Source organism: Ensifer sp. YR511 (assembly GCF_900103045.1).
In the GTDB taxonomy this organism is placed as follows: domain Bacteria; phylum Pseudomonadota; class Alphaproteobacteria; order Rhizobiales; family Rhizobiaceae; genus Ensifer; species Ensifer adhaerens.
Window position 1 is genome coordinate 1 of record NZ_FNGR01000037.1, and the last position, 15,752, is coordinate 15,752.

Annotated in this window: 13 protein-coding genes and 1 pseudogene; 5 read left to right on the forward strand and 9 right to left on the reverse strand. The window is 57.4% G+C overall.

Features of this window, described 5'->3' with window-relative positions; translation table 11 throughout:
- Window positions 1-112: 112 nt before the first annotated feature.
- A protein-coding gene (locus tag BLU15_RS33210) for an IS630 family transposase (RefSeq protein WP_176960434.1) occupies window positions 113-1,056 on the forward strand; the annotation gives its coding sequence in 2 pieces (ribosomal slippage) (window positions 113-437 and window positions 437-1,056; 945 coding nt in all).
- 719 nt (window positions 1,057-1,775) lie between these two features.
- Entirely contained in the window at window positions 1,776-2,282 is a 507-nt protein-coding gene (locus BLU15_RS33215; RefSeq protein ID WP_090301290.1) for a helix-turn-helix domain-containing protein, read from the forward strand.
- 36 nt (window positions 2,283-2,318) lie between these two features.
- Here the strand turns inward: BLU15_RS33215 and BLU15_RS33220 are convergent, their stop codons facing one another.
- The 4 genes from BLU15_RS33220 to BLU15_RS33235 all read right to left on the reverse strand — a co-directional run bounded on the left by BLU15_RS33220 (window position 2,319) and on the right by BLU15_RS33235 (window position 5,958).
- A complete protein-coding gene (locus BLU15_RS33220; protein ID WP_090301293.1) occupies window positions 2,319-3,557 on the reverse strand; it encodes a CapA family protein in 1,239 nt (412 codons plus the stop codon).
- 79 nt (window positions 3,558-3,636) lie between these two features.
- Entirely contained in the window at window positions 3,637-4,479 is an 843-nt protein-coding gene (locus tag BLU15_RS33225) for a transporter substrate-binding domain-containing protein (RefSeq protein ID WP_244546897.1), read from the reverse strand.
- Between the two features lie 57 nt (window positions 4,480-4,536).
- Entirely contained in the window at window positions 4,537-5,286 is a 750-nt protein-coding gene (locus BLU15_RS33230; RefSeq protein WP_090301297.1) for an ABC transporter permease, read from the reverse strand.
- A gap of 12 nt (window positions 5,287-5,298) precedes the next feature.
- A complete protein-coding gene (locus tag BLU15_RS33235; RefSeq protein WP_090301299.1) occupies window positions 5,299-5,958 on the reverse strand; it encodes an ABC transporter permease in 660 nt (219 codons plus the stop codon).
- A gap of 254 nt (window positions 5,959-6,212) precedes the next feature.
- Here BLU15_RS33235 and BLU15_RS33240 point away from each other — a divergent pair, with 254 nt between their 5' ends.
- Window positions 6,213-7,163, forward strand: a complete 951-nt coding sequence (locus tag BLU15_RS33240; RefSeq protein ID WP_090301301.1) for a LysR family transcriptional regulator — start codon at window positions 6,213-6,215, stop codon at window positions 7,161-7,163.
- 26 nt (window positions 7,164-7,189) lie between these two features.
- Window positions 7,190-7,379 (forward strand): annotated as a pseudogene (locus BLU15_RS33245) (IS3 family transposase); the annotation flags it as partial.
- A gap of 459 nt (window positions 7,380-7,838) precedes the next feature.
- Here BLU15_RS33245 and BLU15_RS33250 read toward each other — a convergent pair.
- The 5 genes from BLU15_RS33250 to BLU15_RS33270 all read right to left on the reverse strand — a co-directional run bounded on the left by BLU15_RS33250 (window position 7,839) and on the right by BLU15_RS33270 (window position 14,241).
- The gene (locus BLU15_RS33250; protein WP_176960435.1) at window positions 7,839-8,846 is read right to left on the reverse strand and encodes a RolB family protein; all 1,008 of its coding nucleotides are present in this window, start codon (window positions 8,844-8,846) and stop codon (window positions 7,839-7,841) included.
- Window positions 8,847-9,970: 1,124 nt separating this feature from the next.
- On the reverse strand, window positions 9,971-11,647 hold the full coding sequence (gene ade / locus BLU15_RS33255; protein ID WP_371590276.1) for an adenine deaminase: 1,677 nt from the start codon (window positions 11,645-11,647) through the stop codon (window positions 9,971-9,973).
- 128 nt (window positions 11,648-11,775) lie between these two features.
- Window positions 11,776-12,696 carry a nucleoside phosphorylase gene (locus BLU15_RS33260; protein ID WP_090301308.1) on the reverse strand — a complete coding sequence of 307 codons (921 nt, stop codon included), beginning with the start codon at window positions 12,694-12,696 and terminating at the stop codon, window positions 11,776-11,778.
- Window positions 12,693-13,097 (reverse strand): secondary thiamine-phosphate synthase enzyme YjbQ, encoded by a 405-nt coding sequence (locus tag BLU15_RS33265; RefSeq protein ID WP_090301310.1) that lies wholly within the window; start codon window positions 13,095-13,097, stop codon window positions 12,693-12,695. The genes BLU15_RS33260 and BLU15_RS33265 overlap by 4 nt, the downstream gene beginning before the upstream one ends.
- A 7-nt stretch (window positions 13,098-13,104) precedes the next feature.
- Window positions 13,105-14,241: an SIS domain-containing protein gene (locus BLU15_RS33270; RefSeq protein ID WP_090301311.1), complete on the reverse strand. Its 1,137-nt coding sequence runs from the start codon at window positions 14,239-14,241 to the stop codon at window positions 13,105-13,107.
- A gap of 221 nt (window positions 14,242-14,462) precedes the next feature.
- Between BLU15_RS33270 and BLU15_RS33275 the strand changes: the two genes are divergently transcribed.
- Window positions 14,463-15,752, forward strand: coding sequence for an ABC transporter substrate-binding protein (locus tag BLU15_RS33275; RefSeq protein WP_090301313.1), 1,290 nt, complete (start codon window positions 14,463-14,465; stop codon window positions 15,750-15,752).

The window sequence follows — 15,752 nt, forward strand, 5'->3', positions numbered from 1 at the left end:
CCGATGTGGTCGAACGCGTTATGGCAGACGAGATGAAACGCGGCCTATAATATCGGCCTCTCGATCAAGCGAAAATGCCTTCGCCGGACGCTCACATTTGGTCGGAGGTGATATGACCCGCGCTTTCAGTGAGGATCTTCGTAGCCTAGTTCTGGCTGCGTCTCGAGATGGCATGTCGGCACGATCAGCGGCGGCCCGGTTCGGGATTGGAATTTCAACGGCCATCGCGTGGATCGCCAGCGCGAGGCAGGGCCAAATGACGCCATCGAAACAAGGTCGGCGCGGCGGCTCTCGTCTGGATGCTCATGAGGATTTTATCGTGGGCATGATCGGAGAGGCAAAGGACGTCACACTCAACGAAATGGTTCTACGCTTGGCTGAAGACAAGGCCGTTTGTATTGGCCGCAGTGCTCTCGACGTCTGGCTGCGCAAGCGCGGTTGGACTTTCAAAAAAAGACCGCACATGCACTGGAGCAAGAACGCCCCGATCTCCTGAAGCGTCGCCAGGACTGGTTCGACGGTCAACTCGATCTCGATCCTGCCAGGCTTGTCTTTATTGATGAGACCGGCTTGAGCACCAAAATGTCCCGGTTGCGCGGTCGTTCTCTTTGCGGAGAGCGTTGCCGTTCTGCTGTGCCGCATGGGCACTGGAAGACCACGACCTTCACCGGTGCGCTCAGGCTGTCCGGCATGACCGCGCCGATGGTCCTTGATGGCGCGTGGAACGGTATCATCTTCCGCGCCTATTTCGAACAGGTTCTCGTTCCAACGCTGACGCCCGGCGACATTATTGTGATGGACAACCTGCCTGCACACAAAGCCGACGGCGTGCGGCAGGCTATCGAAAGTGCGGGATGTCAGCTCCTTTACCTCCCGCCTTACAGCCCTGACTTCAACCCCATCGAAAAGGCCTTCTCAAAGCTCAAGGCCCTCCTGCGAGCCAGAGCAAAGCGCACCGTTGAAGCACTCTGGGATACGGTCGGCGAGATCGTCGCGCTCTTCAAACCCCACGAGTGCGCCAATTACTTCAAGGCATGTGGATATGACCCCGAGTAAAATGGACGCGCTCTAGACCTTTGCATCGAAGCATTTGTATATTTGTTTTCTGAGTTTCCGGATGCGGAGAATCCTGAGATTCCGATCACGCGCCATCTCTTCAGTCCGGCAGCGGCCTATTCCTCAGCTTTCGAAAAGCTGAAAGCAAATGGATATGTTTCAGAAACGGCCGAAGGGTGGGTCTGGAGATCATGGCGAACAGGACAACAATGTGGGAGCACAACACCGGTTACAATAGAGAAGTATGTTCCTCGGTAAGCTTCCCTCCTGCAAAGCTCAGGCGGCTGATGCGCGCCAGCCATCCTTGTGATGAACCGATCGGGATATGAGTGGGGAGGGTGCTCGCAAGCCGGCGAGCTCTTAATCGACCAACGCGTGTGTCTCCACCCGATGAAGAGGATTGGCGCGACACCGCCCACCGGATCGTTCATTGTTTCATCACAAATGGCTGGAATTTGCGCGCAACCTCAACTATCTCTGGGCGTGAGGCAGTACGCGTTGCCTCGGGGCGTCGAAACCCCTCCGTGCGACTGATGCTGGTCGTTTCAGCATCGAACTCTCTGACCTTTCGGGTCGGGGAGCCTGTGGCGTATGTCCAGGTTCCCCGGAACTAAAGGCCACAGGGCTGTCACGGACAGTTTCGAACTCCCCGATCATTCGGAAGTTTAGTGAGTTTCGCGGGGGCGCACCGCGACAAACTCTCAATTCGGGGAGCAGCCATGCAGCATCGCAAGATCACAGCAGACTCCAGGCGCCCTTTTCAGGCAAACGCGAAGCGCAATATCCAGTTCGGGCCGCATCCGGCGGACCAGCATGTCGGCAGGCAGCTTGCAACGATTCGCCTTCAGTCGGACGTCTCGCAGGTCCAGCTCGCCAAGGCAGTCGGCATCAGCTTCCAGCAGCTCCAGAAGTACGAGAACGCGAAGAACCGCGTCAGCGCATCGATGCTATACGAGATAGCGTCGTGCCTGGGCGTGCCCGTCGGACGCTTCTTCGAGGGGTTACCCGGGAACGAAAGCGCCAGCGGCAATGCCCCGCTGTTGCCGATCGACGAGCGCATTACTTTTATAGCGAGCTCCGAGGGCCGCCGCCTGATCGAAGGCATGATGAACCTTCATCCACGACTGCGCGGCCGTGTCTCAGCCCTGATCTCCACGCTCAGCGAGGAACTGGTCCTTATGGCTGAAGAGGAGGCAGAAGAGAGCGAAGCTGCGGCGACGGCCTGACGCGAGATCGCCCGAAAACGGCGGCGGGCTTTGGTATCAATCGCGTGGCACGATCCGACCGAAGCCGTCCGCAATCGCGACCTCGACGCCGAACGGGCGGCTTCGTTCCGCCAGTTGTTCAAGAATATGGCGGGCGGTGTCGCCGGTCGCGGCAAGCGGAACCAGCCCTGAAGCCGTTTCGTGCCCATCAACGCGCACCTGGCCGTTGATGACAATCGGAAGCAGGTCGATAGCGACGAGATCGTCACCTTCATAGCGGCATGCGGCAACGACGCTCTGCCAGACCTCCGGCGGGCTCCATTCGCTTTCATCCGGTTCGGTGTGAAAGAGGAAATTGCCGAGGCCGTAGAAGATAGGTGCGCGCCTGTAGATCTCGATTGCCTGGAGTACGGGCGCACCATGGCTGACGAACAACCCCGCACCTGCATCGACGCACATGCGGGCAAATCCCTGTACCCAGCTCGGGACCTGCTGCCAGTTTGGTTCCCAATGGTGATGGTGCAGGTAGGCGATGACGAAATCGCCTAGCGCGGCGGATTCCCGGATCGCGGCCAGATGCTCACTGGCGCTTTGCAAATCGACCTCGACGAGGCGGCCGCAGGTTTCCGCTTGCTTGAATATTGTCCCATAGAGGTCGATCTCGCTTTTGTCGTCGATCTCCGGGGGATCCTCCGGTTGCGCGTAGTTGGCGCGCTCAAGGTCGGACATTTGCAGCTCCCTTGCCAGAGCCCGCAGGGCCTGCATCTGGCCAATTGGCACGCCGATCTTGCGAACGGTCTTCAGCGCGTTCACGCCCGGTCGGGCCGGACGAAAGGCGGTTCGATTTCCCGCGTACATGTTGGCGGGACCCGGGCCTGCGTCGAGGGCAAGCAGGGCAACGTCCCGATCTCCGAGACGTCGATGGCCGACTTCAGCGGCTTCCGTCATGTCGGCACCAATCCCGGCATAAAGAAAGCCTTGCGCCTTGACCTCGTCCAATGTGGACAGGACGCCGCTGGGGCCGAGATCGAATGCGTGGTTGTTGGAGAGTGCCAGTGCATTGAAGCCGATCACTTTCAGGGCGTCGAGGACGTCCGGTCTCGAATAGCCGAAGTACTTACCCTTGGTCGGCCAACCACCGTGGCGGCCGAGGACCGTCGATTCAAAGTTTGTGAACGCGACGTCACCTTGCTGGAGGAAGCGAAGGACCTCATCGAAGCGATCGTCACGTGCCTGGCGGACATCCCTGGTAATCAACGATTGGCCCGTCACGACCACGGAGAAAACTGACATGATTTATTTACCTCGAGTGTTTTTGTGCCCTGACGCCAACGATGCGTTCGGCGCCAGGTTGGGACAAAGTGAGGCCGCCTGATTATTTCATCCCCGCAGGGGCGATATCGGCGTCAAACCATTTCAGGCTCAGCGAACGCAGCGTGCCATCCGCGATTGCAGCGTCGATCGCCCCATTCAACGCGGCGAGGAGCGCCTCTTCGTCCCTGCGCACTCCGGCGCCAACGCCCGGACCCCAAAGACCGCCGCTCAGTTCCGGACCAAAAAAGGCCGCAGCCGATCCGTCCGGGGTCTTCAGAAAGTCCCGCCAGGTAAAGTAATCCGCAAGTCCGCCTTCAATCCGGCCGGCGGTCAGGTCGAGTTGCATGTTATCCTGACTGTCGTAGCTACGGAGGGTCACGACATCCCCGAACAGTTCCTTGAGGACGGCCTCGGAGTTCGAGGAACGAAGGACGCCGATCGCTTTCCCGGACAGCGCAGATCGAAGGTGTTCGATAAGCGCCTTTTCCTTCTCGCCGATGACCGAGAGGTTGAGCCGCTGCGAACGGTCGCCAGCGCCGAGCCCAAGGTCCTTGCGCATGATGAACTGGTTGAAACCGCCGGCATATGGTTCGGAAAAAGCGATGGATTGTTTTCGCTTTTCCGTAATCGACATGCCCGACATGATCACGTCGAACTTTCCAACGGTCAGAGCGGGAATGATCCCATCCCAGTCCTGCGCAACGAAGGCACATTCGATCTTCATTCGCCGGCAGAGATCGCGCCCGACATCAATATCGAAGCCGTAGAGTTGACCATTTTCATCCGTGCCTGTCCAAGGGGGCGACGCGCCCTCTGCAGCAATGGTGATTGTTCTTTTGTCGTCCGCGCGCAGCGGCTGCGCGGACACGAGCAAGGAGAAGCAAAGAGCAATAGCGAGGGGCATGCGCATGCAGCACCACCTTTCTGTAGGGTTGGAATGGGAAAGTGTTGAGCGGGCGCGCTAGTGCGCCGAAGAAGAGGCCTCGTGATCTTGCAATGTCGAGCGAGGCGATTGCTCGCGGGGAGCGGCGCCGCGCCCGGCGGTCGAAAGCCTCCGCTCAACGTATTCGGTCATTTTCACGGCGACGAAGGTGAGCGAGAGGTAGATGGCCCCGGCGACCAGGAAGATCTCGTAAGGCGCGAAGGTATCCGAAACCATCTGTCTGGCCATTCCCGTCACTTCCAGCAAGGTTACCGTACTTGCAAGCGATGTCCCCTTGATCATTCCAACCACCTCGTTGCCGTAGGCTGGAAGCGTGATCCTGAAGGCGATCGGGAAAGTGACAAGACGAGCAATTTGCAGGGGTCGCAAGCCTAGAGCGGCCGCGGCCTCGACAATGCCCTTCGGCACGGATTGGAGACCCCGGCATAAAATCTCCGTCGTGTGCGCCGCGCTGTTTAAGGAAAATGTCAGCAAGGCGCACCAGAAGGGATCCCGAAGAACCACCCAGAAGATGCTGTTGCGCACGGCCTCAAGCTGGGCGAGCCCATAGTAAAGGAGGAAAAGCTGGACCAGCATGGGCGTTCCACGAAAGACATACGTGTACACGAGCACTGCCCAGGACTGCACGGGAGTTCCGAATGCGCGAATGAAGGCCAAAGGCACGGACAGAAGGAAGCCGGCGGTAAGGGACAAGACCGTCAGGATCAAAGTGAGGCCAATGCCGGAGGAAAGGACGCCGAACGCGTCCAGCATCAAGGTGATGTTCATTGGCCTCTCCATCTATCGGCCAAACGCGGGATAGCGATCCTCGGCAACCCGAAGCGACAGAAGCGTGAAGGTGGTCAGGGACAGGTAGAGGGCGGATGCTGCGAGGTAGAAAGTCAGCGGCGCTCGCAGCGAACCGGCCCCCAGGAAGGCAATCCGCATGATGTCCGACAGGCCGACCACCGAAACCAGCGCCGTGTCCTTGAACAGCGATATCCAGAGGTTGCCGTATGCTGGCAGGGCCATTCGCATCATTTGCGGTGCGACGACAAACATCCATCTCTGCCAGGCGCTTAGTCCAAGGGACTTAGCAGCTTCGGTCTGGCCTACTGGCACAGCCACGATCGCTCCCCGAAACACTTCGGTCGCATAACCGCCAAACACCACCGAAAGTGCGACGACGCCTGCCGTAAACGCATTCACCTCGACATATCGGCCTGCCAGGGCGCTCACAAGCGAGGTTCCACCGAAGTAGATGAGCAGGATCACAAGGAGTTCAGGCACGCCGCGCACGATCGTCGTATAGGCGGAAACAATCGATCCAAACCGCCGCCTGTCCGTGACCTTTACAACAGCAGCAACCAAGCCAATTGCGGTACCGATGACGCCACTTATAAGAGCAAGTCCGACGGTAACGCCGAAAGCTCCAATAAACTGAAAGACAAACCCGGCCATCACCAGACTCCGTTTGTTGGTGTTGAGCACGTAAGCCGCCGCGCCGACCAGAGTTCTTCTGCGGGGGCCCACGATAACGCACTTAAGGTTGTAGAATATATACTGGGTACTCAAGGATTATATTGCTGATTATTCGAAGTATAGAACACCTTTCATAGGCGGCAATCTATAATTTACTTTATTTATGCATAAGCGTAACTTATCGCGAGGGCGTCATAAACGAGCCAATTGACTAGAAATAAAGGGGTCCGAGAATGGAAATTCTGCAAGGCTCATTGAAGCTCCGGCAACTGCACATATTCCGGGAGGTGCTGCGAACTGGATCCACCAGGAAGGCCGCGACCTTGATCGGGATCAGCCAGCCCGCGGTCAGTCAGCAGATCAAACAGCTTGAAAGCGCACTTGGGCTCTCTCTGTTTGAACGATCGTCGAACCGCATGACGCCCTCGCGGGATGCATGGGAATTCTTGCGGGAAGTCGATACCGCGCTGACATCTCTTGAACGCCTGGAGGCGTCGATCGTTGAATTGAAGAGCGAGGAGCGAATGCCGGTTGTCATTGTGTCACCCGCGGTCTTCGGTTTCATGACGTTGCCGAAAGTCATTGCGGCGACGCGAGCAAGGACCGCGTCCAGCCTGCGAGCACTATCAGGAAGCAACGACGAAGTTCGGGATTACATACTGTCCGGAAAGGCTGATATCGGAATAGCGCGCCTTCCCCTGGACCCACGCCTGTTCGAATGGTCGCCGCTTGCGACCGCGGGAAATGTTTGCATTTTTCAACGCGGTCACCGCTTCTCGTCGCGCTCCTGCATCGTTGCGCAGGATCTCGTGGGAGAAGCGATCATCGATATCGATCCTAAATTCGCGATGCATCAGATGAACATAAATGCTCTGAGGTTTCGCGGTAGCGAACCCAACATCGCGGTAGAGTATGACGACCATGGTCATGAAGCCGGCTTTGTGGCGGCCGGTGTCGGTGTTTCCATCACGAACGAGGTCATTGCTCGCGAGTATGCTGCGTTCGGCATTGAAACGAGACCTTTTTCGCCGTCGGCGCTCTATCACTACGTCGCGATTTGGCAGAAGGGCAGGGCGCTCTCCGGTGCCCTAACCACCATTTTGGAGGCTCTCGTAGCTGCGTTTGCACCGATCGAGCATACGGTTTCGGCCGACGATAGCTCCCAACACTATCCGAGCGTCTGAAGGGCAAGTCCAAGCCGCGCGGACTGTTTGCTCAAGCCCTCAATCTGGTCCCGTGCTTCACGCCGGTCGCCAGCCCTCAATCAAATGGTATGTCGGAGGCTTTCGTCAAAACCTCAAACGTGACTACATACGAATCTCACCCATTCCCGACGCCGACACAACGAAATCCACCCGCATTCAGTGCTGAAAATGGCATCTCAAAGGGAATTCATCAAATGCGGCACTCCACAGCCGGATGAAAGTTCATTGGCAGGTCAATGGGGGCCTTTTTGCGCGTTATCAGACGATTACTTTGCACTGGCAGGATATAGGCACGTGTAGTCAACTGCAGCGCCCTCCGCCTTCGATTACGCTTGGTGCCCATTTTGCTCCCCTCCTTCGCAAGCTCGAGGCCCCTGCTGGGCTGAGGGCGCTGCAGTTGACTCCACGTGCCTATATCCTGGGCGCTTAAGTTATCTCCGGGCGTCTCTCTTATCTTTGGCGCTTATCTAATCAGGGCGCTTACTCATCACTTCACTTAAAGGCGCTTATTTAGGACACAGACAACATGTTTATTCGCAAAGTTTATTCGCAAAGAACTCTCAATCAAATAAATTGAGAAGCTAAAACCTAGTAATAACAAGACCAGCTACCAAACTCAGACATAGATGGGCCTATCTAAAAAAAACCAATTCCTCAAATCTCGCGGACGATCTTGGGCACGTTGGTGACACCGCCGACAGTGGCGCTGACAGGGTTAAGTTGCTCATCGCGAACTGGAACACCGCCTTCGTCGTCAGAGTTGGCACGGAGTGCCTCCCATTCCTGCGTCTCGGGTGGGATCAACGTCTTTCCGTGGGCCACGATGTAGAAGCGAACGTAGTCACCCGATTGGTGATTGGGCGTTGCAAGCGCATAGTGCTTGAAGTCCTGAGAGGAACCGTGGAAACGGGGGAAGTGGAGTTCACCCTTGGGAGACATGCCCGTAGTCCTGCAAAAGACGATCCAACGACTGGTGTCGATTGGGGCGCGGGCGTTATCGTGGGAGGGGAGCGAGTATTCCGTATCAAAGAAAAAGCGCGCCATAACTTTGGTGCCGACGGACTGGGTCCAAGGAGCGATGGGGGTGCCGTAGGCTCCACGAGGGAACTCACCCTTCTGATGCTTCGCCAGCACTTCGGCGCCATAGCTGACACGTAATCCGCCATTCTGCAAATGCTCCTCCACGCGTTGCGGGGACATATAGGTAAAGAGGGGATCGTCGAGGAGGTGGATTATGTCGCGACGATTGTTGTTTAGCTCGTACGGGGCGAACGCTACCTTCTGGTGGGCGATGGTGTAGTTGGCCTGCTCGTGAGCGACGTCATTCGCGTCAGGATTGGCTAGGATCTGGCGGGCCCAAGCAAGCTGGGCCGGAATGAGAGTGTTGGTGGTGAAATGGGCAAAATTCGCGATCTGGTTGGCAACGGCAGCCCTGAGGTGAAGGGGGTCGCTAATGTGCGTGAGGTCACTGGCCGCATAGGCGGGCGCATTGAAAGGGATATTGGACATGATGATTGAGCAGAGGGAAGTTTGTGGTGTGCTGAGTGCGATGATTGCGTTGAGTATGCCGTTTAACTGAGGAAAGAGAGGAAGGTTCTTATAGTCGAGTGAGGGCAGTCCGGGTCGCTGATCACCCGGTGACCTGAGGATGAGCAATGCCAAGAGCGGCCGCGTCATCCTGTAAGAGATGGCGTGATAGCTCGCTTTTCGCCATTGGCCGATAGTGTGCGCAACTGACGCTGCGGTGGGGTAGCACGGCGATGCCTGTGGCCAGCCGCTTGGCCTTTGCCGAGCACCAATCGGATCTTGTGATGCGGCCAGGTTGTTTTGCCAAAATGGAACGCCGCAGTCGGTGGTTTTATGACACAAGGCGGTCGCGTCATCCTGTAGGAGATGGCGTGATAGCTCGCTTTTCGCCATTGGCGGATAGTGTGCGCAGCTGACGCTGCGGTGGAGTAGGCCGGCGACGTTACCTGTGGCCAGCCGCTTGGCCTTTGCCGAGCACCAATCGGATCTTGGTATGAGGCCACGTTGCTTTGCCAAGATGGAACGCCGCATTCGGCGGTTTTATGACACAAGATCGTGGGCTGATCTGGACTGATAGGGAAGGTGGACCACATGGTGCGATGGCGTGATTGCGCAGCCAGCTGACGCGGCCACTCGGCGAGGGCGAAATTGCTCATCGCTTTGCCCAGCACCAATCGGATCCTGCGATAAGGGCACGTTGCTTGGCAAGCCGGAAGAAAACGGAACGCCGCCGTCAGCTGGCTTTATTGCTCATTAAGATGCGATAGCGTGATTGCTTGGCGGACTTGGCCCGGCAATGCGAATAGCCGGTTGTGAAGTGACGGCGCCTATCGCCGGCTAGGAGGTGAGTATTGCCGAGGAGCTCGTGATCTGATCACGTCAGCTGGCAGGATATGGATGGTGTAGTGTTCGTTTGTTTATGTCTTCCTAAATTCGTTTATTCATTTGTCAGCAAAATTGAAGATTAAATAGATTGTTAGTTTGTGAACAAGAGCACCCGCAACCGCCGTCGGCCAGCGGTCCCCTCAGACGGTCCACCGTAGCTGACATGGATTTTAGGGGAGGCCTTCCGCTGAGATCAACGGAACCATCGTGCCGGCGTTGTGGCAACGCGAGGTCTCGACCGTTTGATGTTGGGATAAAGCACTGCGCTTCAAAAATCGGTCACGTACGGCGGACTGAGCGGCGGAGTTTGTTGGAGCTTCGAACAGATCATCGCCGTAGTGTTAGGCGCCCGGTCATCTGAGACGGAGCGGTCTTCAACCGATCAGCATGAATTTGTCGACGTCGACAAGCCCGCGGTCGGATATCTTCAGGTGCGGGATTACCGGCAGCGGCAGGAAGGCGAGCTGCAGGAAGGGCTCTTCCAGTGTCGCGCCTAGCGCAAAGGCCGCCTGGCGCAGGTGATGCAGCGTATCGCGCACGGATTCGTGCGGTTCCAGGCTCATCAGGCCGGCGACTGGAAGCGCGATTTCGCCGGTGACCTTGCCACCCTCGACGACGACGAAGCCGCCCTTGATCTCACCGAGGCGGTTGGCGGCAATCGCCATATCCTCGACATTGACGCCGACGACGCAGATGTTGTGGCTGTCATGGCCGACCGTCGAGGCGATCGCGCCCTTCTTCAGGCCAAAGCCCTGGACGAAGCCGTTTGCATGATTGCCGTTGACGCCGTGCCGCTCGATCACCGCCACCTTGATGATGTCGCGGCCGAGGTCGACGCCGGTTTCGTTGCCCTCAGCAGGCAGCCGGTAGCGGCGATGCTCGGTGATGATCTTGCCCGGCAGCACGCCGAGGACCGATGTATCGTTGTCGGAGTAGGGCACGCTGAAGTCGCTGGCATTGACATGGCCGGCCTTCACGCTATCGAGCCCGACGGGCGCGACCGGCTTGCGGGTGGCAAACAAATCGTCCGTCACGCGGCGCCCGTCCGAAAACACCATCTGCGCCCGGCAGCTTTCGAGACTGTCGACGACGACGAGGTCAGCGCGCCAGCCGGGAGCGACAAGGCCGCGGTCGCGAAGGCCGAAGGCTCGCGCAGCCGAGATCGAGGCGGCGCGATAGATCGCCAGCGGCTCGACACCTGCGGCAATAGCGGTGCGGATCATATGGTCGAGGTGGCCCTGCTCGGCGATATCGAGCGGATTTCGGTCGTCGGTGCAGAGCGCCAGATAGGGCGACAGTCGTTCGGTGATGATCGGCATCAGCGCGTGCAGGTCCTTGGAGACCGAGCCTTCTCGCACCAGGATGTGCATGCCCTTGCGGATCTTCTCCATCGCCTCTTGCGCCGTGGTGCATTCATGCTCCGTACGGATGCCGGCCGCGAGATAACCGTTGAGGTCCTTGCCACGCAGCAGTGGCGCGTGGCCGTCGATATGCCCGCCCTGGAATGCTTCGAGCTTGGCGAGGCACACCGGATCCTTGTGGATGACGCCGGGGAAATTCATGAACTCGGCAAGGCCGATCACTTTCGGATGATCGCGGAACGGCAGCAACTTTTCGATCGGCAGGTCGGCGCCCGCGGTCTCCAGATGCGTCGCCGGCACGCAGGAAGATAGCTGTACGCGGATATCCATGATGGTCTCGAGGGCGGAATCGAGAAAGAACTGGATGCCCTCGGTGCCGAGCACGTTGGCGATCTCGTGCGGGTCGCAGATCACTGTGGTGATGCCGAGCGGCAGCACGCAGCGATCGAACTCATGCGGGGTGACAAGCGAGGATTCGATGTGCAGATGCGTGTCGATGAAGCCGGGCACGACGATGCGGCCGGAGATATCGATCTCCTCGCGTCCTTGATAATCACCATAGGTGCCGACGATGCGGCCGCCTGATATGGCGATATCGGAGGCAACCAGTTCACCAGTCACGAGGTCGAAGAAGCGCCCGCCCTTGAGCACGATGTCGGCCGGCTCGCGGCCGACGCCCTGGTCGATCATTCGTTCCAGCTTTTGATATTTCGACAATCTGGCCTTATCCATCTTCTTACACAATGCTCTTGCAAACTATCTGCCGAGCCAAACTTTTGATTTCTGCACGTTCGTAAGGCCGCGCCGAAGGGTGCAGGTTACTTCTGGCGCATTGAAGGAAGCCAGTGTGCGGCTCCCGCCGAGTCTCTTTCAGAGTCCATCCTGGCGAGAATAGCCATTCCTTCGAGCGCGACATCAATAGCCGCGCTATGCCCAGCTCCAGCCTGAAATCTCTCGCCGGTCGCAATATTGTCTGCCACAGAACAGACCGAGCCGCCGCGCTTACCAAAAAGCGTGGCCATCGTCACAATGGCGGAGGCCTCGCGCTCGCCGTTCAGGATCCCCAGTCTCCGGCATTCATCGACTGCATTGAGGTTGTCCGGTCGCAGGTAACCTCTAACAGAGGGGCGACCACCCGATATGAGGTCCGAATCGACCGACCTCGTCAATCCGATGTGATAACGCACATTTTGGGCGCGCGCTGCTTCAGCCAGAGCGATGACGACTTCTGGGTCGCAAACTGCTGGCCATCCAGAGCCAACGTACGCTGCGCTTAGTCCTTCATCTCGAACAATTCCTTTTGCGATAACGAGATCGCCTGGGCGTACAGTCTCGTTGGTTCCACCTGACCCGCCGACGCGAATGAATGTACCGGCATTCGTGTATTCAAGCAGTTCGAACATGCACAGCTCGGCTTCGGGGCCACCGCTACCTCCGCTGATAGCCGAGATACGAGCGCCTTTGTAAGTACCGGTCCACGTGGTGAACATGCCGGTCTTGCCCGCCAGTTCGGAGTTTTCCAGGCGGGCCGCCAATTGTGTCGCCGGATCATCGTCGTAGGCGCAAAGCGGGTCACGGACAAAAACAAACACGTAGTCTCCCACCTTGTTCGGATCGATACCGGTCAGGGCCGGCCGGCCGTCGATCTGAAGTCCGCGGAGCGGTACATTATTGCGGTATTTGTAGGCTTCCCACGTCTCGCGTGAAACGGCAGGCAGATGGCTTAGATCTTCAGTCATGACTTGATCACCTTCACATGCACGCTACGGCTTCGCGGTCCGTCGAACTCCCAGAAGTAAATCTTCTGAGAGTGACCCAGGCCCAGCTTTCCCTGATCGATGAAGAACGATTTCGAATGCCCCACGAGCGCCGCCTTGACGTGCCCTGCGGCATCCTGCGGCGTGTCGTACTGATGTTTGAAATCGATCCTCGTCGGGACGAGACGGCAAATCTCGTCGTGAACATCTTCGAGACCAAGGACGTCCCAAGGAGAAACGACGGTAACGGCCGCTGTTGAATGCGGAACCGAAACCAGAAGCAGACCATCCTGCACGCCGCTTTCCTTCAGGGCGTCTTCAACGAAGGACGTCACGTCAACGAGGCCGCTGCGGTCTGTCTCAAGCTTGAAATTTTTCAGCATAGATCCCTCAATTCGGCAATTCGAGTTTGCTGTTGCGGACGAGGCCTGCATTCTGGGCGCCCCGCCAGGGGCCAGTGTGGCCTCGGTAATGAACTTCATTACGGCGCTGTGCTAGAAACGCGGAAAACATTGCCGCCGGAACGGCGTGAACGATAGGCGCGAACGCCTCCTGGACTTTAGGCAAAACCAGTACGTCGTGTGCGGCCGTGTAGTCTTTGTCGTCGGTTATGATGAGCATCGGCCGCCCGAGTTGATCAAGCGCCTCGATCAGCTCCAGGCATCTGTTCCGGGCAAGTCCCGTCGAGGGTGCAAAGAGAATGGTTGGGACGTCTTCTGGATCGGCTGCGAAATAGTTGAGGTGATGGAATTCCTCGGCATCTTGCGGCGTTGCATGAATACCGGCCGCCTCGACAAGCTTCGCCGCGGCATACTGAGCGGACGCCAGCGACGGGCCGCTGCCCAGGCAGTCCATACGATTTTTCGTCGACCAGGCATGGCTGAGCTTCGACATCAGCGGTTCACTGGCGGCGGCAGCCTCTTTCAAAGCGGCGCTGGTTTGTCGTAACTCTCTCCTCAGGCCCTCTGCCTTGTCCATCGTCATCGACATGAGCATTTCGGCAATTCGGATCCCGAGATGGTAGACCCCAAGAAGAGAAGCGACGTAACTTCTCGTGCCGGGAGCCGGCGCTGTGGCCGGGATCGGAATTTCCAGGTGCTTTTCGGCCGCTTGGCCGAGCCGGCTCTCTTTATTCGCGGTAACTGCCAGGGTGATAGCTCCGAGATGACGAAGCCGGGTCGTTGCTTCCACCAAACGGGCTGCTTCGCCAGAATTGCTGATAGCCACGACGAGCAGGCCACGATTTCTCCCCGCAAGGGGAGGGCGTCCGTGATCTAGGTAGCGGGACGCTTCCATTGACACCATCGCGTTCGTGGGAAGTCCTGTCCACGCGCGAATAGATGAAGCCGCGGCGAGTGCCGCAAAGTAGGAATCCCCTGATCCCGTGATGATGATTTGTCGGATCCCATAAACTTCTTCCATCGTCAGAAGAAGCCTGGCACGCGTCGCAATCTTATCGGATTCTGTCTCGACAAGGTTCGCTAGACTTCGAGCTTGCCCCAAATATGCCTCAAGCTGTTCGCTCATTTAGGCCTTCCTTCTCTTTGATCTTGACCTCGGTAGTACAGAGGTACTATCCTATATACCTTACTCTGATGCCTTGTTTTTTGGCAAGTCATTTCCCAGCGTATTTTTTGATCTTTTTCGGAGAATAGCGCTTGCCGGGATAATAGACCTGCATTAGAGGTATATAGATGTAGACCTCCGCAAAGAGAGGCGCCGTCAAACCTAACAATGGGAACAGAAAAATGCGTCAGCAGTCGTTATTCGCCGCTCTTGCTTTGACAACCGCCTTGATCGCGCCTTCAGCAGGCGCCAAGGAACTTCATGTCTTCGGGCCTTCCACGTGGGACACCTTTGCGGCGGGCTCCCCAGAAGAAATCGTAAAGAAGATTACCGACGAACTTGACGCCAAATTCATGGCGGAATTCCCGGAAGTGACGAAGGTTTCGCACGATGCAAGGGGGACGGTTTCGGATGGCCTTTCCCGTTTGCGCAACGCGCAACTCGCCGGTGATCCTATTGATGTAATTGTTTGTGCGGCAAATCCGGTAAACACATCCTATGCGCGACTTGGCCTCATCAAGCCAGCAGATAGTCTCGTTGCGCAGATGAACGGACGATTCACTCCCGGTTCGGTCGAGAATTTCACGGTAGACGGCAAGGTTTGGGGTGTTCCCCTTTCGGCGGTGAACGTGACGACGTTTTTTTATAACAAGGAGCTGTTCAAACAAGCCGGACTTGAGGCACCGAAGGCGTATGCCGACTTTTTGAAAGTAATCCCCAAGTTCAAGGAAATGGACGTCATCCCTGTCGTACATCAGGGTAAGAATGCCTGGATGTGGCCGCTGTATTATATGAGCTCACTGGCTGAAACCACCGGCAACAAGCAGCTTGAATTTGTGGAAAACGTACTCAAGGGGAAGGCGAAGTTCACGGATGCGCCGAGCCTAAAAGCCCTGCAGCTGACGCGCAAATGGGTGGATGATGGTCTTGTCGATCCTCAATCAAATGAGCTCGACGAGGATGCCATGAAGTCGGTGTTTTACTCGGGTCGTGCGGCCTCCTATTTCGGCGCATCCTGGGACCTCCCTGCTGTTAAGGCAAATGCACCTTTCGAATGGGGTGTTTTCAAGTTCCCACAATATGACGGTGAGCCCGGTCATCCTGTCGCTTTCGGCGGCGCGGAGAGTGGCCTCTGCATCTCCTCGACGTCGAAAGAGCCTGACCTAGCAGCCAAATATATAAAATTCGCTGCCGAGGACGCGCAAACGGCGGAGCTCCTTTCTCCGGTCGCGCCGATTGCGACTTCCCACGTCGGCGTGAGTGGCTCCACGGACGAGGTCTCCAAGAATCTCCAAGCATACCTTCCGGCAGACAAATTCCTCGACTGGGTTTGGCCGCGCGAGTTGACGGAAACGATCCAACGGTCGGTTCAGTCAATGATGGGCAGCTCTATCACCCCCGAACAAGCGGCAACTCAAATGCAGGCCAAGCTCGATAGCATGGTCTCGTCGGGATACAAGTTCGGAAACTGA

Bases quoted from the DNA above. Each gene is read 5' to 3' on its own strand.
- BLU15_RS33270 (WP_090301311.1), bottom strand. From the start codon at position 14,241: ATGAGCGAACAGCTTGAGGCATATTTGGGGCAAGCTCGAAGTCTAGCG.
- BLU15_RS33275 (WP_090301313.1), top strand. From the start codon at position 14,463: ATGCGTCAGCAGTCGTTATTCGCCGCTCTTGCTTTGACAACCGCCTTG.
- BLU15_RS33215 (WP_090301290.1), top strand. From the start codon at position 1,776: ATGCAGCATCGCAAGATCACAGCAGACTCCAGGCGCCCTTTTCAGGCA.
- BLU15_RS33240 (WP_090301301.1), top strand. From the start codon at position 6,213: ATGGAAATTCTGCAAGGCTCATTGAAGCTCCGGCAACTGCACATATTC.
- ade (WP_371590276.1), bottom strand. From the start codon at position 11,647: ATGATCGACCAGGGCGTCGGCCGCGAGCCGGCCGACATCGTGCTCAAG.
- BLU15_RS33225 (WP_244546897.1), bottom strand. From the start codon at position 4,479: ATGCCCCTCGCTATTGCTCTTTGCTTCTCCTTGCTCGTGTCCGCGCAG.
- BLU15_RS33265 (WP_090301310.1), bottom strand. From the start codon at position 13,097: ATGCTGAAAAATTTCAAGCTTGAGACAGACCGCAGCGGCCTCGTTGAC.
- BLU15_RS33230 (WP_090301297.1), bottom strand. From the start codon at position 5,286: ATGAACATCACCTTGATGCTGGACGCGTTCGGCGTCCTTTCCTCCGGC.
- BLU15_RS33260 (WP_090301308.1), bottom strand. From the start codon at position 12,696: ATGACTGAAGATCTAAGCCATCTGCCTGCCGTTTCACGCGAGACGTGG.
- BLU15_RS33235 (WP_090301299.1), bottom strand. From the start codon at position 5,958: ATGGCCGGGTTTGTCTTTCAGTTTATTGGAGCTTTCGGCGTTACCGTC.